We start from the raw sequence: 19,403 nt of genomic DNA, 5'->3' as shown, positions 1-19,403 counted from the left end.
TTTCCATAAAAAAAGCCCCGCGGATCGGCGGGGCTTTTTTGTTTATACAGGGCTGCTGGCTTCCGCCAGTTCTGCGGGCAGCTTCTGCCCGAGATCGTTCGCGTAATTCACGAGCGCGTGTTGCGCGCCTGCCTGCTGAAACCAGTCGGAGAAAGTATTCTGTACATAATCAGGGTTCACCTGTGTGCCGAATACGGAATAGTGCAGGCTTTGCTGCTGGTAGCCGTATGCGTAGAGTATGCCGGACAACAATATAAATGCTTCCCGGAGGCTGATGGTATGGCCCTTATACGTGACCGTGATGGCGCCGGCGGAAGGCGCGGTGATATACAACCAGGCAACGAGGAAGACCGTATCCGTCACGGGGAACTTCGGTACAATATCGTTGTCGTTTTCATAATGCCATGCATCGGGCAGTTTGTTGTCAAGGTCCGTGGCGAAGCCGCTGTCGCCCGCCGAGGGCGCTGCAAAGGTGAACAGCGATATATTGCTGAAAGTGCTGCCGGCCTGTGCCAGTGAAGTCACAAAATAGGATGCGTACACATTGGCGCAGTTGCCGCCCAGGCTGTGGCCGGTGACGATCACCTGTTTGTTGTTCTTTACCGCGTTCTGGCTGAGATAATCGTCAATGCTGAGGCCTGACCCCAGTGTGTCCGTCATGTCCAGGATGTTGTTAAAAGCACGATTGGCGCCGCTGCTGATCAATGCGCTGCCGGAAGCCACATAGGGCCAGTTCACGCGGGTGATCACGTCCAGGTCCTCCAGCACCCAGTTGGCAAAGGCGGCCCACTCTTTAAATACTTCAAAAGGAGGGAGGGAGCCGCGGATGGCCACTGCATAATATTCATTATCGGGATCGGTGGCAATAAAAGCATAATTGCCATCATCGCTCTGGGCGCCGTTCCACACGACTGTCCATCCGTTGAGGTAGGTGCCGATCTGTGTTACAGGGTCGGTGGCGTAACTCACGGCGCAAAGTAAAACAGCAGTTTTTGCAAGGGCGGGCTGCCCGTTCAGATTGGGTTTCACATTCATTGGTCTGAGATTTGAGGGTTAAGGAATAAGGAAGTACGGGTTAATTCGGGAATGAATGTACTCAATTCCTGCCAGATTCGCCGATTGTCGTAAACGACCCTTCAAAAGTCGTGGATACACCCCATCTGAGTAAAATACCCGGATTACTTTTGTATCAGCAACCTCAGTAAATAATTCTAAAAAACATTCAACATGGAAAAGAGAATAGGCACACAAAAGATCACCCCCAATCTCTGGTTTACAATGAACGCGGAAGAAGCGATCAACTTTTACATGACCATTTTCAAAGACGGTAAAAAAGGCCGCTCTTCTTATTATGGTGAAGAAGGGTTTGAGATACACAAAATACCTGCGGGCACATTGATGACCCAGGAATTTTACCTGGCAGGGCAGGAGTTCCTTGCACTGAATGGCGGCCCGTATTTCCAGTTCAACGAGGCGATCTCTTTCGTGATCAATTGCGACAGCCAGGAAGAAGTGGATTATTACTGGGACAAACTCACCGAGGGTGGCCCTGCTGAATCGCAGATGTGCGGCTGGCTGAAGGATAAGTTCGGCGTATCCTGGCAGGTAGTGCCCCTGGAACTGACGGAGATGATGCAGACCGAAGACAAGGAAGCATTATCAAGAGTGACCAAAGAAGTGCTGAGCTCCAAAAAACTGGACCTGAACAAACTCCGCGCCGCTTACGGAAAATAACCCAACGAATGTTGAAACGCTGTCACAATACACCCCTTTAATTGTCTCCTTCGGCCCCTGGGTCATTCGCTGTACAATGATACATTTACATCAAACATTTGCACGATGGAAACCTTTACTGTCGATAAGGATATCAAAGCCTTTTACGTAACCGCTTCTTCTTTCCCGGACGGTATCAAAGACGCACATGAAAAACTGCATTCGATGGTGCCTTTTTCAAGGAACAGGAAATACCTGGGCATTTCGCGGCCCGAAGGCGGCGGAGGCATCGTTTACCGTGCCGCGGCCACGGAGCTGGAGCCGGGTGAGTTCGACAAACTGAAGCTGGAATCGCTGGTGCTGAAAAAAGGGAAATACGCCGCCGTGGACATCCACGATTATATGAAAGACCTTACCGCCATCGGCCATACTTTCAATGAAATACTGGAGCGGGAAGACCTTGATCCGCAGGGGTATTGCGTGGAATGGTACACCAGCGACAAGGATGTAAAATGTATGATCAGGCTGGCGGAATAAATTATATTTGCCCGGATGGAACCATTGACGAATAAAGTATATCTCCTCGAACGTTTCCCCGGAAAAGGCGGCTGGACTTACGCACGCATCCCCGAAATACCGCACGGCAAGGTACTCTTCGGCCTCTTCAGGGTAAAAGGGACCATAGACGGTTATGAGATATCCAAAGCGCACCTGATGCCGTTGGGCGGCGGAGAATTGTTCCTGCCCGTAAAAGCCGAGATCAGGAAAAAGATATGGAAAAAAGCAGGGGAGAAGGTGCATATCATTCTTTACCACGACAATGACCCATTGCTGATCCCCGCCGAAATGAAAGAATGCCTCGAATACGATCCCGAAGCACAGACGTTTTTTTCGTCCCTTTCGGAAACGGAGCAGGGGTATTATGTTACCTGGGTGTATGGCGCCAAACGCGAAGAAACACGTGTGAGCCGGCTGGCTAAAGCTATGCTGCGGCTTGCCAGGAAAGAGAAGTTTTACCAGCCCTGGAAATGACCGGGCAGCTGATCGTGATACTTACCAGGTAGGTAAGAAAGCAGGGCTGATCCGTTTATTTTAGTAAATTCAATGTCATGAAAAAGACATTGTCCCTTGTTATTCTCCTGTTCACCCTCATACAGGCCCGCGCGCAACAGACGCCCGGTAAATTCACCCTCGAAATCAACTACCTGCTGGCCCTCCCTGAAGGATATGCCGCGGATACCGCGAAGAAGTGGCCGCTGGTATTGTTCCTCCATGGTTCCGGCGAAAGCGGGAATGACCTGAATAAAGTAAAAGTACATGGCCTTCCCAAACTGGTGGAAGCCGGGAAAAAATTCCCTTTCATCGTGGTAAGTCCGCAATCCGGCGGTAACGGCTGGGACCCTGAACAGTTGTTCGGCATGCTGCGCGATATCGCAGGTAAATACCGGGTGGACCAGGACAGGGTATATCTCACCGGCCTGAGCATGGGCGGCTTTGGCACCTGGGCGCTGGCCGCCAAACACCCGGGAGCGTTCGCAGCCATCGCGCCCATTTGCGGCGGCGGGCAGCCGGATGCAGCCTGGAAGCTGCGGTATACGCCCGTATGGTGTTTTCATGGCGCGAAGGACAATGTAGTGCCGCTGTCCGCCAGTGAAAATATGATCACCGCGCTAAAGCCTCTTAATCCTGAAGTAAAGTTCACCGTATATCCCGAAGCCGGCCACGACAGCTGGACGGAAACCTATAACAACGACAGCCTTTATACCTGGCTGCTTTCCCACAGCCGCCACCGGTTCAAAGCCATTACGCTTAGCGAAAAACAGCTGGCCTCCCACACCGGCCGGTATGTGAACGGCAAGGACACGGTACAGATCAGCCTGGCAAACGGCGTTTTACAGGCCAATACAGGCAGACATACGCTACCGCTGAAGCCCGCTACCGAAACGAAATTTTTCTGGTCGGAAAACGAGCCGATGGATGTGGAATTTGGAAAAGACGGTTTTACCCTCCGCACGAATGATGTACAACGTTTCAGGAAAATAAAATAAAGAGAAATGGCGGATAATATCGCAACAGACAGGGCGCGGATGCCGGAAGGCACACAAAAGGTGCTGGATAAAAGAACGCTGGTAGCCGACAATAAAAACCTCCTCAAATACCTGCAACCCGGCAAACATGTGTTGGACGTTGGCTGCGGCTCAGGCTCCATTACAAAAGGCATGGCTGAGATCGCCGGCCCCGGCGGCAAAGTGACCGGCATCGATCCCGGCGAAGCGCTGATCGCGCAGGCGCAGGCAAACTATAGGGATGTTCCCGGCCTGGTATTCAAAGTAGCGGACGTCCATACATTTGATGAAGGAGAACGGTATGATATCGTGACGGCTGCCCGGGTGCTGCAATGGCTGGCCAATCCGCTTGAGGTATTACAGAAAATGAAAGGGCTGCTGAAGGAGACCGGTGTACTGGCCATCCTCGATTACAACCATGAGAAAATAACCTGGGACCCTGCGCCGCCGCCGGAAATGCGGCGGTTTTACGACGCATTCCTGCAATGGCGGAAAGACGCCGGTTTTGATAACCAGGTGGCGGACCATCTCCACGATATGTTCACCGCATTGGGCTTTTCAGCCATCACCACGGAACCGCATTTGGAGCTCACCCAAAGGAGCGACGCCCATTTCGTCAGCAAAGCGCGGATATGGGCGGAAGTGGCCGAAACCCGCGGCCACCAGCTGGTGAAAGACAATTACATCACCGAGGCTGAAAGGCAGGCGGCTATTATTGCTTACGATGCATGGCTGGCCAATGAAGGCCGGGGTATGCAGCTGTACCTCCTGGCTGTGGAAGCGCGCCTTTAAACGGCTGTTTCAGGCATTTTTCTGTTTTGCCAGTATCCGCCTCAGCGCAAGTACGATCATGATTATCAGCATGGGTGGTTCGTTTCCGGCAAAGATGCCGGGAGGGGAGCTGCCCGCATAGAAAAATCCAACGGGTTGTAGAATTTCGGCCATGAGCCGGGGAAACTTTTACGTTTTATCCGCGGCCGCCAGCAAAAAGATCGGGCGGCGGTTTTCATCTTTCATTTCAGGGTACCTGGCCAGCACTTCCGGTGCCGGACCGGGCTCCGCCAGTTTTTTGATGCGGAATCCCGCATCTGTAAGCGTATTGATATAAGTGGAAACGGTTCTATGGTATTTGATCACATCGTCGCTGTCCAGGAAATGCGTATGGCGCAGCCCTTCGGACTGGTAATGATCCAGCGGCCAATGCAGCCGTTCCCCGTTTGGGCCGTAATGCCAGTCCTGCTCGGGCCTGGAGGTGAATATGGGATGCTCCACCGAGAATACAAAAGATCCGCCGGGCCGGAGGCACTGGAATACTTTGCCGGTGACAGCACCGAGGTTTTGAATATAATGCAGGGTCAGCGAACTGATCACTACATCAAAACTGCCGGGCTCAAAGCTGATGTCTTCGACCGCCATCCTAAGGTATTCAATAGCGGGATCGCTTGTGCTGCTGGTGGCCAGTTCAATCATTTTGGCGGAAATGTCCACACCTGTCACATGTTTCGCACCCTGCTCCCTCGCATACCGGCAATGCCAGCCATAACCGCAACCGAGGTCCAGTACGGTTTTTCCTGCAAGAGGCGGCAGCATGGCGCTGAATACGGGCCATTCCCCGGCCCCTTCCAGCCCGGCCGTGGAGCGGGGCAGCCGGCTGTAATTTTCGAAAAAGGACGGGTCGTCGTATTTGTTCTGTTGCATAAACGAATTTACCGAAATGAAGGTTCTGTCCTTTGTTTTCCTTCCCAAAACGGGCCCTCTCCAAAGTTTTTTGAAAAAACTTTCATTTCCCGTCACGCGCCGCATTGCGGTAATGGCCTCCCCTCAGCATGGCCCGCGGGTTGCCTTTATCATTACCTTTGACATGCTGTTTTAAAAAATGAAACTGTGAAAGACTACCAGAAAATTCTTTTCCCTTACGCATACAATATTCTCGGCTCCGCCGAAGATGCGCAGGACGTGATCCAGGATGTGCTGACGAAATATTACACCGATGCGCGCGAGGGGATTGAAAACGAAAAGGCTTATCTCATCAGGAGCGTGATAAACCTTTCCATCAACCGGAAAAACCGCCGAAAACTGGCCGTACAACCGGAAGTGTGGCTGCCTGAGCCGGTGGCCACAGAATCCGCGGACGCGAATGTGCATCTGAAAGATATCCTGTCTTATTCACTGCTGGTGCTGCTGGAAAAACTGAATGCTAAAGAACGCGCGGTGTTTATCCTCAAAGAAAGTTTCGACTATCCGCACGATGAAATCGCCGGTATACTGGACATAACAGAAGAACATTCCCGCAAACTGCTCAGCAGGGCCAAAACAAAACTGTTCAAACCCAGCGAAACACCGGAGATGAGCATCCGCAGCGAACGCACCAATGCCATGCTGCAAAATTACATAGACGCCATCCGGGGCCGGAATATGGAAAAGCTGGAAGGCCTGCTGGCGGAAGACATTGCCTTTTATGCGGACAGCGGCGGGAAGATCAACGTGGTACGCAAAATATGCACCGGCTTTACCGAAGTGGCGGAACTGCTCGCTTACGTTTATCATACCTATCAAACGGCAAACACTATCAAAATCACCGGGATCAATCACCAGCCCGCTTTCCTGTTCTACGACGGCGACCGGCTCGCGTCCTGCCAGGTATTCGACATTTCACCGGAAACAGGTATGATCATGCAGATCAACTCCATTATAGATCCGGAGAAACTGAAGCGGATCACGATATAGTTGTTCATCACCGGCTTTTTTGTTAAAAATAAATAGAACCGGCCCGGTTCCTGCTGACATAAGGCTGTCAAACCCTGGTTTTATCTTTGACCTAACAAAAACAGAAACTATATGCCCAAGACACAACACCCCTTACGCGGCCTTGCAAACATCAGCTTTTATGCGGCGGACCTGGATGCCGCCAAGGAATGGTACACCGAATTATTTGGCGTGAAACCTTACTTCGAAGTGCCCGGCTACATCGAATTCCGCATCGGAGACTACCAGCACGAATTCGGCATCATAGACGCGGCTTACGCTCCCAAAGCCATGGCTCCCGGGCCGGGCGGCTCCGTCACTTACTGGCATGTGGACGATGTGGACGCAGCGTTTGCCAGGCTACTGGCTCATGGTGGGAAGGAATACGAGCCTGTGACCAAACGTGGTGAAGGTTTTGTGACCGCTTCCGTAATAGACCCTTTCGGGAATATACTGGGCGTAATGTATAACGCGCATTATCTCGCGGTGCTCGCGGCGAAAAAAGCATAAAAACTGCATTTTTTGCCTTTCTAAGTCCGGGGTAAGTCCAAGGTAAGTCCAGGGTAAGTCCGGGGTAAGTCCAAGTATACTCCTATGACCACCCGGTGATACTTCCCTTATGCTTCCCTCATACTTCCCTCATACCGGCCTCATACGGCCTCTAATCCCATTCACCCTGGTCTCTTAAGGACAGCCTTCTGTATTTCAGCCGGTTTGTATTTTGTTTCCGCTAACGCCGGTACCCGCATGGAGAATTTCCTTCACTTGTACCGGTAAAGATGTCGTAAACCGCCCTTCAGAATGTCGTTTTCACCACGCTTCGGCCCCGATAATCCGGCATAACTTTATGGTATACTAAAATAGCGTCTTATGGCACACACTATTCAAGTAACCAGCCTGCCCAGGACATTCTCCGCCAAACTCCTCAAAAGCGCCGCCAAAGGCGGCTGGACTTACCTTATTTGGCCCGGATCCGTGGAGTTCTTCGGTACGCGTGGCCTGGTAAAGGTTCGCGGCACGATAGACGGTCATCCGTTCCGCAGCTCGTTTATGGCCCTGGGAGACGGTACTCACAAGCTGCCCGTAAAAGCGGACCTCCGCGAAGCCATCGGCAAATCGGAAGGGGATAAGGTGACCGTGGTGCTGGAAGAACGTATCACCGGTTAAACAGGAATTAAATTAAGCGTATTTGATACGGTTCTCTTGCATTTGGACATATTTCTTTATACTTTAACCATTGTAAAGCCCTTACGTCAAAACAGTAAATCTACAATGGTACAAAGCTCCACGTTGCACAGAAAACTACACGCTCTCTTTCTTCTTTCATTGCCGATAGCGGCCGCATGCCTGCCCGGTTGCAAACAGCCGACCGCTGAGGACAGGCGCATCAAACTGATGGATTCCTCCTTTACCGCGCGTTTTGCCGATTCGATCACCGCTTCCGTAAAACCGGAACTGGCCGAAGGCCTCACGCTCAAACTCTGGGGCATCGATTCCCTCGTGATCTCACCGATCGCCATTGATATCGATGACCAGGGAAGGTTGTATTACACGACCACGAACCGTCAGAAACACTCCGAGTTCGACATCCGCGGCCACCGCGACTGGGAGATACCCTCCATCAGCCTGCAAACGGTGGAAGACCGCCGCGCTTTCCTGCACAAGGAATTATCCCCCGAAAACAGCGACAGGAACAAATGGCTGGAAGACCTGAACGGCGACAGTTCTCACGACTGGCGCGATCTTACCATTGAAAAAGACAATGTATTCCGCCTGGAAGATATTAACGGCGATGGTGTGGCCGATCAGTCGCAGCTGGTCGTGGATGACTTTAATAATGAAGTGGACGATGTGGCCGGCGGCGTGCTGGCGGATGGGGATGATCTCTATGTTGCCATCGCCCCGGATCTGTGGAAAATGAAAGATAAAAACAAAGACGGGATAGCGGATGAAAAAATATCTCTTTCCCATGGCTATGGCATTCACGTAGGTTTCAGCGGGCATGGCATGAGCGGTGTGGAAATGGGGCCCGATGGAAGGATCTACTGGCAGATCGGCGATATCGGTTTTAACGGCACAGGCCCTGACGGGCAGAAGTGGGAACATCCGAACAGTGGCGTGATAGCCCGCTCGAACCCGGATGGCAGCGACTTTGAAGTATTCGCCTATGGCAACCGCAATACCCATGAATTTGTATTCGACGAATATGGTAACCTCATCAGCGAAGACAATGACGGCGACCACCCCGGCGAAAAAGAACGCCTGGTGTACGTGGTGAACGGCGCGGACATTGGCTGGCGTAGCAACTGGCAGTACGGTAAATACCGCGACCCGCTGAACAACAGCTACAAAGTGTGGATGGAGGAAAAAATGTACCTGCCCCGCTGGGAAGGCCAGGCGGCTTACATTTTGCCCTGCATTGCAAACTTCGTGAGCGGTCCGGCCGGTATGGTGTACAATCCCGGTACCGCATTGAGCCCTGAATATAAAAACACTTTCTTTATCGCCGAGTTTGTAGGCTCGCCTTTCAGCTCCGGCATCCACAGTTTTAAGCTGAACGCCAAAGGCGCGGGTTTTGAACTGGGCGATCACAAAAAAGTACTGGGCGGCGTATTGCCCACCGGTCTTGACTTTGGCCCGGATGGTGCGTTGTACGTGGCGGACTGGATCGAAGGATGGGATACGCACAACTATGGCCGCATCTGGAAGCTGGATCATAAAGATGCAGCGGGCACGGCTATACGCAATGAAGTAAAAACCCTGCTGGCAGCGGATTTTAGCAGCCGCAAAGAAACAGACCTGGGCAAGCTGCTCAGCAGCCCCGATATGCGTGTGAGAATGAAAGCGCAGTTTGAACTGGTAAAACGGGGCGAAAAAGGAGCGGAGTTGTTTAAACAGGCACTCCAGCCCGGGGACAACCAGCTGAGCAGGATACACGCCATCTGGGGCATCAGCCAGCTGGCGCGCAAAGACAAACAATACGCTACGGCTTTGCTGCCGCTGCTGAAAGATGCGGATCCCGAGATCAGGGCGCAGGCGGCCAAATGGCTGGGCGATATCAAATACCGTGAAGCGGGCGCCGCGCTCATTCCCGTACTGAAAGACACGGCCAGCCGCGCGCGTTTCTTTGCCGCCGAGGCGTTGGGCAGGATTCAGTATGAGCCCGCCATTCAGCCCATTATAGCCATGCTGGAGCTGAACAATGACGAAGATGTATATCTGCGCCACGCCGGCAGCCTTGCCCTCGCAAGGATCGGCAAAGCGGAGCCTGTGATTGCGCTGTCCAAAAGCCCGTCAAGAGCCGTCAGGATCGCGGCGGTAGTGGCATTGAGAAGAATGAGCCATCCCGGCATCGCGGTGTTCCTGCAGGACCAGGATGAGTTCATCGTAACGGAAACAGCCCGCGCGATCAACGACGACCTTTCTATTAAAGATGCGCTGCCCGCGCTGGCAGGCCTGCTGAACACCACAAATTTTACCAATGAAGCGCTGCTCCGCCGCGTGATCAGTGCAAACCTGCGCGTGGGCAATGAAGCCGCTTTACAGGCATTGACAGACTATTCCCTGAACGATAAAAATCCCGATACCATGCGTGCCGAAGCCGTGGATGTGATAGCCGTATGGGCTAAACCATCCGTGCTGGACAGGGTGGATGGCCGCCTGCGTGGCCCCGTGGAAAAGGATCCCGCGATGGTGGCGGGCAAATCGGCTGGGGCGCTCACCGCTTTGCTGAAAAACAAATCATTGGCCGTGCGTATCAGCGCCGCGAAAGCCATCCGGCAGCTGGATATTAAATCCGCCGCCGCTCCGCTGCTGGCAGCTTTGCAGTCGGACCGCGAGCCCTCCATGCGCTCCGAATCATTAATATCGCTGGTGGCGCTGAATGACCCGCTGGTGGAAAAAGGCATCAGGCACGCGCTCGCGGACAGGGAAAAGTCCGTGCGCGTAACTGGCCTGGACCTGATGGAAAAAATGACGATCCCGAAAGACATGATCGTGAGCCTGCTCGCCAATGTGATCAACACCCGCACCAGGGAAGAGCAGCAGGCCGCCATGCTCACGCTGGGCAAACTCCCGCTGGACAACAGTGGCAAAGCCATTGAAGCGCTGCTGGATAAAATGGCCGCCGGTAAGCTGGGCCCGGACCTTTACCTGGAGCTGGGCGAAGCGATAGACAGCACCCGTTCCGGTCCGCTGGCCGCCCGTTATAAAGAGATCAGCAACAAACTTTCCCCGGACGAAGTGATGGCTTCTTATGCCAGCAGCCTGCAAGGCGGCGATCCGAACCGCGGCAGGCAGATATTTTACCGTAATCAGAACGCGCAGTGTATGAAATGCCATGCCTACGACGACAGGGGAGGCAACGCCGGCCCGCGCCTGAATGGTGTGGCGAAGCGCATTTCCCGCGAGCAGATACTGGAATCGATCATTTCCCCCAGCGCAAGGCTGGCGCCTGGTTTTGGGATGGTAACGCTGGAACTGAAAGACGGTAAAAAGATCTCCGGCATTGTGCATGGCGAAACCAAAAATGGCCTGAAGATCAAGGACGGGCTGGAACCGGAAAAGGAGATCGCGAATGCGGACATTGTGAAAAAGACCTTTTCGCCTTCTTCCATGCCGGATATGAAAGCTGTGCTGTCCAAAAAAGAAATACGCGATGTGGTAAGTTTCCTGGCTGAAGCCAAAGAAGAGTAATTACCGGCGAATGATATAAACGAAAGAGGAGTTAATGGATAACATTAACTCCTCTTTCGTTTTCTCTATATCGTATACACGCCGGCGTTACCGCGTGTTTATTTCCTGAGTTCTTTTTCGAGTTCATCCAGGAACTTCGCGAAAGCTTCGGCAACGTGTTCTTCCTTCACCGGTGGGAAATCCCCCTTCTCCGCATTAGCGGCCGTGATCCGGTAGTGGCCGGCCCCGGCTTTTTCGATGCTGAGCACGGCTTCTTCCTGGTTCATGGGGAGGTAGGCCGAGGGGGAAGTTTCATGATTGTCCAGCCAGCGCTGCGCGAAACCCGCAAAGTCCAGCAGGAGCGTGCGCGGCAGGCTGACAAATAAAGTATTGTGCAGGTGGATCTGCATGTCTCCCTCCATATATGCCAGTGCATCCAGACCAGTGTCTGCGGTGGGTGTATCGGTGATCTGAAAGGTAATTTTTACCATATTATTCTGACTTTTCCTCCTGTTCCGTTTCCTGTTTGATGCGCCATGCCGTCCAGAACCAGGTGAGCAGCATGAGCGGTACGATTATTTTTGCAAAGGGCATTACCATGTCCAGGGCTTCCCCGGCCGTTGCCTTCAGTAGTATTATGATGGCGAAAATAAGCTTTTTTGCCCCCGGTTGTTCTGGCTAGTGCTGCTGTCATTCAGATGGCATTCTGCCTTTCAAGATACAAAAAAGCCGTATGAATCAATCGTTTCATACGGCTTTTCTGCAAATGTTAATGAGCTGCCTAGAACTTGTACGCAAAGCTGCAGGCGAAGTTCCGCCTTCTCTGCGGGTTTACGGACCAGTAGCCGATGTAGTATTGTTCGTTGGTAATGTTATTTACGTTCAGGGTGAAACGGAAGTGGTCTGCGTTGTAGAACACGCTTCCGTTCAGCAGGGTGTAGCTGGGCAGGAAGAACTGGCCGGTCACGCTGTTGTCTACCACCAGGTATTCGCTGGCGTAGTTTCCGCCGATGCCCAGACCGAAATTGCGGAGGGTGCCGTTGCTGAACTTGTAGGTTGCCCAGAGGTTCGCAAGGTTCTGCGGGCCCTGGCCACCGGTAGCGCGGCCTTTTTCCGCGTAGAAATCGGTGCCCATGCCTTCCAGCACTTCGGTTTTGTTATGGCTGTAACCCGCAAGGATGTTAAAGCCATGTACGGGCTGTGCGGTTAATTCCACCTCAATACCTTTGCTGCCTGCTTTGCCGCCCTGGAAAGCATCTGCCGCCGGGGGATACAGTACCCTGTCCGATACGGTAATGTCATAATAAGACAAGATAGCCTGGAGTTTGTCGGAGAAAAGATTTGCCTTAACGCCGGCTTCCCACTGGTTCGCCTGCTCGGGTTTGAAAGCCTGGTATTGGGGGCTGTTGAAATTCTGTTGCGGCGCTACGTTGATGAAAGCGTTCATGTAGTTTGCGAAGACGGACAGTTTGTTCAGGATCGGCTGGTATACGATGCCGAACTTGGGAGAGAGGGCGAACTGATCGTATTCGTCACCTTCAGTGGCGTCGTCACCATCGCCGGGCGTATAAAAATAATCCGCGCGAAGGCTGGCCATTACGCTCAGTGCGGGCGTGATGTTCAGTACGTCGGAAACATATGCGCTGTAAGAATAGTTATCGATGTTGGAACCGATCATCGGGTCCAGGCCACTCAGCATGTTGTCCACGGAAGCGCGGGTGAGATACACCGGGTTGTCCGGATCGATATCCCTTGAATCGCCCCAGGGTGTTACCTGCCGGATGACGCCCCAGCCGCCGCCGTTGTCGATGACTTTGCGGCCGTAGTAGTCGAGGCCTACGAGCAGGCGGTTGCGCAGGCTGCCTATTTTGAAGTCGGCATTGAAGTTCTGCTGGATGTCTGTGGTATAGGTGGTCTGGTTTTCATTGTGGATGTAATGTTCAAACCATTCGTCACCGCCGGCGCCATCCCAGATGTAGGAATAATAGCCGTCGGATTTTACCTGGGCGCGGGATACCACGGTCTGGGAAGTCCACACATCAGATAATTTATAGACCATCTGTCCCTGGATGTTGAATCGCGGGTTGCGGATGGTGAGGTCGTTGCTGGTGAAAGACAGTTTGTCGTTCAGGCCCAGCTCCTGTATGTTTTTAAATACCAGCGGGGTCACACGGTCCGAATGGAAAAACACCGGGGCAACCGATCTTTCTTCCTGGTAGATTTCTGCCATCAGGCTGAAGGACAGGCGATCGTTCACCTCGTAGCTCAGGGCCGGGGCAACGAAGAAGGATTTTTTGAAGCCGGCATCCTGGAAGGTATTTTCAGTATGATAAGCGGTGTTTACACGCAGCGCGATCTTTTCGGTTTTGCTCAGCGGGGTATTGATGTCAGCTGTTATCCTGTTCAGCCCGTAGCTGCCGAAAGTGTAAGCTACTTCGCCGCCGAAGCTGTGGTAAGGTTTTTTGGTAATGGTGTTGATAATACCGCCGTAGCTGTAAAAAGCGCCGCCGAACAGGGTACCGGAAGGGCCTTTGATCACTTCGATGGCTTCAACGTTGGCAGGGTCCAGGTTTCCGCTCACCATACCGGGCAGGCCGTTGGTCAGCGCGGGCTGTGCGTCAAAACCTCTCAGTGAAAAATAAGCGGCGCCATCGCCGGCGCGGCCGGTGGATTCCCAGGTGCGGGAGATACCGGGCACGTTGCGCATCGCATCATCATAAGTGGTGATGTTCTGCTGTTTCATCAACTCGGCGGAAACCGTGTTATACACTTGCGGATTCTCCAGGTTTTTCAGCGGCATTTTCGCCACGATATTGTTTTCCTTAACAGGGCCTTTAGTGGAAATGATCACCTCCTGCAGCTGGGCGGAGCTGGTGTTCAGCACGAAGTCCGCCTGGAGGGTTTCTCCCGCGGCCACGCTGATCTGTTTGGTCTGGCTGGCCACGGCGATCGCGGAAACCTTCAGGTTCCAGGCGCCCGGGCGCACGTTCTTTATAAGATATTCTCCTTTTTCGTTGCTGATGGCGCCCCATTTGGTTTGCTCAATCATGACAGTCACGTTGGCGGCGGGTTTGCCGTCGCTGGTGGTGATGGTGCCTTTTACAAAGGCGTTCTGCGCAAATATTGCAGTGACTGAAAAGAGGAGGGTACAGAGTAAAAGTAGCCTTTTGATCATTGGTCTGACGTTCTAGTGGTGTAAAATAAGAGAGCGCAAAGTTCCAATGACGAAAGCGGAATGATTTTCGAATTTGGGAATTTTTTTGAAGAAAAGGGTGAAATGACTTTGTTGTGACACCTGTAGCTGATCGTCTTGATTTTTTCGATGCCTCGAAATTTTATAATAAAATAACGAGACGTGTACGAAAAACTGAAGTATTGATTCAAAAAAATGATATATATAAACAATTTCATCATTTTTTAACAATATTATCATTAAAAAATGTGACATAGAATAAATTATTATGTATATTTTGTCGTCATCAACCAAACCTACGTAATCATGAAACGCTCCCTTCTATTGATCCTCTTCTTTATTATATATACCGGCGTCCAAGCCCAAAATCCGGCTGTTTTCAGGCTGGGAGAGGTAGTAGTGAAAGGAGCAGAGCCCGATACCTTTTCCACCCTCAACAAAACAGATATGCTGCGGTATCAACGTCTGAATGTCGCCAAAGCCCTGGACCTCATTCCCGGTATTACCATCGGGAACGTTGGCCCCAGGAACGAATCAGTGCTATACATCCGGGGTTTTAACCTGCGCCAGGTCCCCGTTTTTGTAGACGGTATCCCCGTGTACGTGCCATACGACGGGTATGTGGACCTCGCCCGTTTCACCACCTATGATATTTCCCGGATCACCGTCAGTAAAGGCAATGCCTCCGTATTATACGGCCCGAACACGATGGGAGGCGCCATTAATATTGTCACCGTGCAACCGGTGCACAAACTGGATCTCCAGGCCGGCGGCGGCTGGTTTTCAGGCGGGCACGACGGGTTCCTGAACGCAGGTAGCCGTTTCGGGAAGTTTTACGCCCAGGCGGGGCTTTCTGTATACAAACGCAACGGCTACCAGTTGTCCGATAAGTTTACCCCCGTAAAAAACGAAGACGGCGGCAACAGGGACCATGTGGACGCGAAGGACATGAAACTCAGCCTCAAACTGGGATACAGGCCCAACCGCCGCAGCGAGTACGCCCTCGGTTACCTGGATCAGCAGGGCGAAAAAGGCAATCCCGTATATGCAGGGCAGGATACGCTGAACTCCCTTTTCAAAAATCCCCGCTACTGGCAATGGCCTTACTGGAACAAACGCAGCGCCTACTTCCTGGCCAATATTCAAACGGACAGTGCGGGATATCTTAAGCTCCGCCTGTATTACGACCAGTTCCGCAACCGGCTGGACAGCTACGACGATGGTTCCTATACCAGACAAACCCGCCCGTATGCCTTCAGCAGCCTGTACAACGACCATAATATCGGCGCCAATGCGGAATACCGCAAAGCGCTGTCCGGTTCGAACCATCTTACGGCATCCGTGCACTTTAAACAGGACGTGCATAAAGAACATAACCTGGGCGAGCCGGAGCGGGAAATGGCGGACCGGACCCTGGCCGCGGGTATTACGGATGAGCACCGGCTATCCGCCCGCTGGACGGTTAAGGCGGGCCTGGGCTGGAATTTCCGGGAAGGCATACGCGCGGAAGACTATAACAGCCAGTCCAAAACCATCAGCAGTTTCCCTCATGGCCGGAACGACGCCTGGAACGTACAGGCCGCCCTGCTGCATTATTTTTCCACGGCCCGCCACCTCGAAGCATCCTTTGGCCGCATGACGAGGCTTGCTACCATGAAAGACCGTTATTCCTACCGTCTCGGCACTGCGGTTCCTAACCCCGGGCTGAATGCGGAAGATGCACAGCATTATGAACTGAAATACGACGATGCGGCGCTGGGCAGGTTCCGGCTGCAGGCGGCCGTATTCCTGTCCCGCATCAGCAACGTGATCCAGAGAGTGAACAATGTGCGATACGATACGGCGGCGGGCCGCTGGCTTTCGCAGATGCAGAACAAAGGCAGGGCATCCTTTCATGGTGCGGAAGTATCCGTGAATTACCGTGTTACGAAGGGTTTGAACGCGGGCCTCAATTACGCTTATATCAGCCGCCGCAATCTCAGCGAGCCGCAGATACGGTTCACCGACGTGCCCGATCATCGTGTAACCGGAACAGTTATATATGCGCTCAATGCCCTGGAAGTGATGCTGAACGGGGAATATAACACGGCGCGGTATAGTACGAGTTATGGCGTTAAGACGCCCGGATTTTTCCTGCTCAACGCTTCCGGCGTGATCCCGCTGCACAGGTGGGTAAAAGTGATCGCGGGGGTGAACAATCTTTTCGATAAAAACTATTCACTTGTGGAAGGTTATCCTGAGCAGGGAAGGAACTATTTTGTTAAATTGAACATTCATTATTCCCGTTTATAATTTTTCCGATGATGTACATAAAGATCATTTTCACCGTCCTGCTGCTGCAGGTTGTAATTACCGGCCACGCCACTATATTGCCGGACACTACCGGGCAGGTGGCCGTAAAAGGACTGATCCGCCACCCTTTCGTCTGCACCCTGGGGAATGTAGCCGCCTTCCGCCCGGAAACCCGAAACAACCTGGATATCGTCTGCTCCTCCGGCGAAACCAAAAAAGTGCTGCGTTCCTTCACCGGCATCCGTCTCAAAACCATCCTGGACAGTGCGGGCATCATCATGCCCAAACCCAAGGAAAGAGGGAAATATTACATCGCCATCAGGGCCACAGACGGTTATACCGTGCTGTACGCCTGGAACGATATTTATAACAATCCCACCGGCGATCATGTATTCCTGATCTACGAGGAAAATGGCGGACCTATCCTTGAAGACGGCCGTTTTGTAATGATCTGCAGCAACGATAAAGTGACCGGGCCAAGGCATGTGAAGTGGGTAAGCAGCATTGAAGTGGGTAAGCTGCCCTGAAAAGGTGTTAACATCAACAAGAAGTAATACCCGCATCCTTTTTGCGGGTATTTTTATTTCCCCCTTGCATTTTTCCGCTAAACGTATAAATTTGTTGAACCGACTGATCACAAAATCTATCCCGGTATTTTTCCGGCCACGTTGTTTCCCGCGAGTTGTTGCAATTTAAATTCATTTCACATTCAGTTAATATTGATTGTGGATATTGCACACCAGACTAATCAACTTTATGTTGGATCCAATCACCAAAGTATTTACGGATCTTATTGCCGAAAACAGGGAAAGCGAAGCCTATCAGCTGCTCTACAGCCAATATCACGCTACGCTGCTGGATTTTTCCACCGCTTACCTGAAGGCGAGAGAGCCGGCTGAAGAGATTGTAAACGATGTGCTGCTGAAGGTCTGGCAGATGAAAGGCAATATCGTGGAAATAAGCAATCTCCGGGCTTATCTTTTCACCGCCGTGCGGAATGCTTCGCTGGACCAGCTTGCCCGCTGGAAAAAAGAACAGCGCCTTCTTTCCGGCATTCCCCTGCGGGATCTTACGGCAGAGGACCCTGAAAGCCTCGTGATCTCCATGGAGCTGTACGACTGCATCCGCAACGCCATCAACGCCCTGCCGCCCCGCTGCCGCCAGATCTACGAAATGGTGCGCCTGGAAGGCATGCGGAACAAAGACGTATCCGAAAAACTGAATATCTCCGTGAACACCATCGACGTGCAACTGGCCATAGCCCTCAAAAGGCTGGTGCAGGCGGTGAACATCTTTAACAAAGAACGCACCCTCTCCAAAGAAGTATAATTCTCCCTTACCAAAGTGGCTTCCCGGCCCCGGAAAATTTCTTCAGATATTTTTTTATTTCCCTTAGTAGAATGGAATCACTTTACAGTCGTATAGTAAACTGGTACAGTTATCAGATCAATTATGAACCAGATGAAAGATTCCAACAGGGTATGGTTATTGATGGGCAGGCAGCTGTCCCGCTCAATCAGTGCTGAGGAAGAAAAGGAACTGAAAGAACTGCTCAAACAAGACCCCGAGCTTTGGTATTCCTATGAACTGATCCAGGCGGTGAACAACCTGGACAATGTCACTGACGGATTTATAGACGAGATCAAGCTGCTGCTGGATGCACACACCGCGCCTGAGAAGCTGAACGCCATCCTGAACGGCAGGCTGGAGGATGTACGGCAGGAAACTCCGCCATACGAGGATGAACGGCCGGAAGAAACATCTCCTGCACGTATCCGGAAATATTCCCCCCTGGTGCGTATCGCCGCGGTAGTGGCGGGCATCGCGGTCACGGCCTGGGCCGGCCTTACCCTGTTCAAACCCGGCAAAACTACGGTTGTGCACGGCATGAACGAGATCGCCGCGCCCCCGGGCTCCAAAACGCAGATCACGCTGGCCGACGGCACCGAAATATGGCTCAACGCGGGCAGCAAACTCACTTATCCCAAGAATTTCAGCCTGGAGAACAGGGAAGTGTCACTGGTGGGAGAGGCCTTTTTTAAAGTTAAACACAACGACCATCACACGTTTATCGTCCATACGCAGGAAGCGGATATCACGGACCTGGGCACTTCCTTCAACGTAAAAGCCTACGCCGGCGGCTCCACCACGGAAACCACGCTGATAGAAGGCGCATTGGAAGTATCCCTCAAAAAAGACCCCTCCCGTAAAATAAGAATGAAGCCGAACGAAAAGCTGGTGCTGCGCAATGCCGCGCCGGACGCGGGCAAACCTGCAGCCCAACAGGCGGAGGCGGAGCAGGAACTGAAAGTAACGGAGATCATCCCTTACCAGCAGACCAACGATATCGTGGAAACCGCCTGGATAGAAAACAAATTAATATTCAGGGAAGAACGGTTCGAAGACCTCGCAGCCATGATGGAAAAACGTTACAACGTATCCATTGTCATTAAAAACGAAGACATCAAAGATTACCAGCTCACCGGCATATTCAAAAATGAAAGCCTGGAAGAAGCGCTGAAAGTTCTACAGGTAATAGCACCGTTTAAATACAGCATACAAAATGACAGGATCATCATTCACCAATAAGGGCGCAGGATAGCCGCCAGCCGTACAAAAAATAGAAAGAGGAATGCGTCAACATCCCCCTTTCCGGTATACTGATTTTTATTTGGAAGAGCCCCTTGAGAAAGCAGCTTCCAAAAACCAATAAAAGCTAA

The 19,403-nt window shown here is 52.2% G+C and carries 18 protein-coding genes; 13 read left to right on the top strand and 5 right to left on the bottom strand.

Annotation, left to right across the window (positions count from 1 at the left end; genetic code table 11):
- Positions 1-42: 42 nt before the first annotated feature.
- Positions 43-1,035 (bottom strand): lipase family protein, encoded by a 993-nt coding sequence (locus tag EG028_RS05885; protein WP_120514651.1) that lies wholly within the window; start codon positions 1,033-1,035, stop codon positions 43-45.
- Positions 1,036-1,227: 192 nt separating this feature from the next.
- On the opposite strand from EG028_RS05885, the gene EG028_RS05880 reads away from it, so the two are divergent.
- The 5 genes from EG028_RS05880 (at position 1,228) to EG028_RS05860 (ending at position 4,571) form a co-directional block, all read left to right on the top strand.
- The gene (locus EG028_RS05880; RefSeq protein WP_120514650.1) at positions 1,228-1,734 is read left to right on the top strand and encodes a VOC family protein; all 507 of its coding nucleotides are present in this window, start codon (positions 1,228-1,230) and stop codon (positions 1,732-1,734) included.
- 105 nt (positions 1,735-1,839) lie between these two features.
- On the top strand, positions 1,840-2,250 hold the full coding sequence (locus EG028_RS05875) for a transcriptional regulator (RefSeq protein ID WP_120514649.1): 411 nt from the start codon (positions 1,840-1,842) through the stop codon (positions 2,248-2,250).
- Positions 2,251-2,265: 15 nt separating this feature from the next.
- Positions 2,266-2,745, top strand: coding sequence for a YdeI/OmpD-associated family protein (locus tag EG028_RS05870; RefSeq protein ID WP_120514648.1), 480 nt, complete (start codon positions 2,266-2,268; stop codon positions 2,743-2,745).
- A gap of 77 nt (positions 2,746-2,822) precedes the next feature.
- Positions 2,823-3,761 (top strand): carboxylesterase family protein, encoded by a 939-nt coding sequence (locus tag EG028_RS05865; protein ID WP_120514647.1) that lies wholly within the window; start codon positions 2,823-2,825, stop codon positions 3,759-3,761.
- A gap of 6 nt (positions 3,762-3,767) precedes the next feature.
- Positions 3,768-4,571: a class I SAM-dependent methyltransferase gene (locus tag EG028_RS05860; RefSeq protein ID WP_120514646.1), complete on the top strand. Its 804-nt coding sequence runs from the start codon at positions 3,768-3,770 to the stop codon at positions 4,569-4,571.
- A gap of 9 nt (positions 4,572-4,580) precedes the next feature.
- Here EG028_RS05860 and EG028_RS27635 read toward each other — a convergent pair whose 3' ends face one another.
- Both EG028_RS27635 and EG028_RS05855 read right to left on the bottom strand, forming a co-directional pair.
- Positions 4,581-4,724 carry a hypothetical protein gene (locus EG028_RS27635; protein WP_162946226.1) on the bottom strand — a complete coding sequence of 48 codons (144 nt, stop codon included), beginning with the start codon at positions 4,722-4,724 and terminating at the stop codon, positions 4,581-4,583.
- A gap of 15 nt (positions 4,725-4,739) precedes the next feature.
- The gene (locus tag EG028_RS05855; protein ID WP_120514645.1) at positions 4,740-5,477 is read right to left on the bottom strand and encodes a class I SAM-dependent methyltransferase; all 738 of its coding nucleotides are present in this window, start codon (positions 5,475-5,477) and stop codon (positions 4,740-4,742) included.
- Between the two features lie 186 nt (positions 5,478-5,663).
- On the opposite strand from EG028_RS05855, the gene EG028_RS05850 reads away from it, so the two are divergent.
- The 4 genes from EG028_RS05850 (at position 5,664) to EG028_RS05835 (ending at position 11,219) form a co-directional block, all read left to right on the top strand.
- On the top strand, positions 5,664-6,506 hold the full coding sequence (locus EG028_RS05850; protein ID WP_120514644.1) for a sigma-70 family RNA polymerase sigma factor: 843 nt from the start codon (positions 5,664-5,666) through the stop codon (positions 6,504-6,506).
- Between the two features lie 111 nt (positions 6,507-6,617).
- A complete protein-coding gene (locus EG028_RS05845) occupies positions 6,618-7,034 on the top strand; it encodes a VOC family protein (RefSeq protein WP_120514643.1) in 417 nt (138 codons plus the stop codon).
- Between the two features lie 360 nt (positions 7,035-7,394).
- Positions 7,395-7,691, top strand: coding sequence for a DUF1905 domain-containing protein (locus EG028_RS05840; RefSeq protein WP_120514642.1), 297 nt, complete (start codon positions 7,395-7,397; stop codon positions 7,689-7,691).
- Between the two features lie 105 nt (positions 7,692-7,796).
- Positions 7,797-11,219 (top strand): DUF7133 domain-containing protein, encoded by a 3,423-nt coding sequence (locus tag EG028_RS05835; protein WP_120514641.1) that lies wholly within the window; start codon positions 7,797-7,799, stop codon positions 11,217-11,219.
- A 98-nt stretch (positions 11,220-11,317) separates the two neighbouring features.
- Here EG028_RS05835 and EG028_RS05830 read toward each other — a convergent pair whose 3' ends face one another.
- Both EG028_RS05830 and EG028_RS05825 read right to left on the bottom strand, forming a co-directional pair.
- On the bottom strand, positions 11,318-11,689 hold the full coding sequence (locus EG028_RS05830; protein ID WP_120514640.1) for a DUF7878 domain-containing protein: 372 nt from the start codon (positions 11,687-11,689) through the stop codon (positions 11,318-11,320).
- 290 nt (positions 11,690-11,979) lie between these two features.
- Positions 11,980-14,373: a TonB-dependent receptor gene (locus EG028_RS05825; RefSeq protein WP_120514639.1), complete on the bottom strand. Its 2,394-nt coding sequence runs from the start codon at positions 14,371-14,373 to the stop codon at positions 11,980-11,982.
- Positions 14,374-14,697: 324 nt separating this feature from the next.
- Between EG028_RS05825 and EG028_RS05820 the strand changes: the two genes are divergently transcribed.
- The 4 genes from EG028_RS05820 (at position 14,698) to EG028_RS05805 (ending at position 19,272) form a co-directional block, all read left to right on the top strand.
- On the top strand, positions 14,698-16,683 hold the full coding sequence (locus tag EG028_RS05820; protein ID WP_120514637.1) for a TonB-dependent receptor plug domain-containing protein: 1,986 nt from the start codon (positions 14,698-14,700) through the stop codon (positions 16,681-16,683).
- Positions 16,684-16,691: 8 nt separating this feature from the next.
- A complete protein-coding gene (locus EG028_RS05815; protein ID WP_120514636.1) occupies positions 16,692-17,210 on the top strand; it encodes a molybdopterin-dependent oxidoreductase in 519 nt (172 codons plus the stop codon).
- A gap of 229 nt (positions 17,211-17,439) precedes the next feature.
- Positions 17,440-18,012: an RNA polymerase sigma-70 factor gene (locus EG028_RS05810; RefSeq protein WP_120514635.1), complete on the top strand. Its 573-nt coding sequence runs from the start codon at positions 17,440-17,442 to the stop codon at positions 18,010-18,012.
- A gap of 123 nt (positions 18,013-18,135) precedes the next feature.
- Entirely contained in the window at positions 18,136-19,272 is a 1,137-nt protein-coding gene (locus tag EG028_RS05805; protein WP_120514634.1) for a FecR family protein, read from the top strand.
- Positions 19,273-19,403 lie beyond the last annotated feature (131 nt).

Source organism: Chitinophaga barathri (genome assembly GCF_003807585.1).
Taxonomy (GTDB): domain Bacteria; phylum Bacteroidota; class Bacteroidia; order Chitinophagales; family Chitinophagaceae; genus Chitinophaga; species Chitinophaga barathri.
The sequence above is the reverse complement of the archived record's forward strand: the minus strand, read 5'-3'. Positions and strand labels throughout refer to the sequence as shown.

What these genes read in the sequence shown, in the direction of transcription:
- EG028_RS05885 (WP_120514651.1), bottom strand. Translation starts at nt 1,035, where the DNA reads ATGAATGTGAAACCCAATCTGAACGGGCAGCCCGCCCTTGCAAAAACT.
- EG028_RS05880 (WP_120514650.1), top strand. Translation starts at nt 1,228, where the DNA reads ATGGAAAAGAGAATAGGCACACAAAAGATCACCCCCAATCTCTGGTTT.
- EG028_RS05875 (WP_120514649.1), top strand. Translation starts at nt 1,840, where the DNA reads ATGGAAACCTTTACTGTCGATAAGGATATCAAAGCCTTTTACGTAACC.
- EG028_RS05870 (WP_120514648.1), top strand. Translation starts at nt 2,266, where the DNA reads ATGGAACCATTGACGAATAAAGTATATCTCCTCGAACGTTTCCCCGGA.
- EG028_RS05865 (WP_120514647.1), top strand. Translation starts at nt 2,823, where the DNA reads ATGAAAAAGACATTGTCCCTTGTTATTCTCCTGTTCACCCTCATACAG.
- EG028_RS05860 (WP_120514646.1), top strand. Translation starts at nt 3,768, where the DNA reads ATGGCGGATAATATCGCAACAGACAGGGCGCGGATGCCGGAAGGCACA.
- EG028_RS27635 (WP_162946226.1), bottom strand. Translation starts at nt 4,724, where the DNA reads ATGGCCGAAATTCTACAACCCGTTGGATTTTTCTATGCGGGCAGCTCC.
- EG028_RS05855 (WP_120514645.1), bottom strand. Translation starts at nt 5,477, where the DNA reads ATGCAACAGAACAAATACGACGACCCGTCCTTTTTCGAAAATTACAGC.
- EG028_RS05845 (WP_120514643.1), top strand. Translation starts at nt 6,618, where the DNA reads ATGCCCAAGACACAACACCCCTTACGCGGCCTTGCAAACATCAGCTTT.
- EG028_RS05840 (WP_120514642.1), top strand. Translation starts at nt 7,395, where the DNA reads ATGGCACACACTATTCAAGTAACCAGCCTGCCCAGGACATTCTCCGCC.
- EG028_RS05835 (WP_120514641.1), top strand. Translation starts at nt 7,797, where the DNA reads ATGGTACAAAGCTCCACGTTGCACAGAAAACTACACGCTCTCTTTCTT.
- EG028_RS05830 (WP_120514640.1), bottom strand. Translation starts at nt 11,689, where the DNA reads ATGGTAAAAATTACCTTTCAGATCACCGATACACCCACCGCAGACACT.
- EG028_RS05825 (WP_120514639.1), bottom strand. Translation starts at nt 14,373, where the DNA reads ATGATCAAAAGGCTACTTTTACTCTGTACCCTCCTCTTTTCAGTCACT.
- EG028_RS05820 (WP_120514637.1), top strand. Translation starts at nt 14,698, where the DNA reads ATGAAACGCTCCCTTCTATTGATCCTCTTCTTTATTATATATACCGGC.
- EG028_RS05815 (WP_120514636.1), top strand. Translation starts at nt 16,692, where the DNA reads ATGATGTACATAAAGATCATTTTCACCGTCCTGCTGCTGCAGGTTGTA.
- EG028_RS05810 (WP_120514635.1), top strand. Translation starts at nt 17,440, where the DNA reads ATGTTGGATCCAATCACCAAAGTATTTACGGATCTTATTGCCGAAAAC.
- EG028_RS05805 (WP_120514634.1), top strand. Translation starts at nt 18,136, where the DNA reads ATGAACCAGATGAAAGATTCCAACAGGGTATGGTTATTGATGGGCAGG.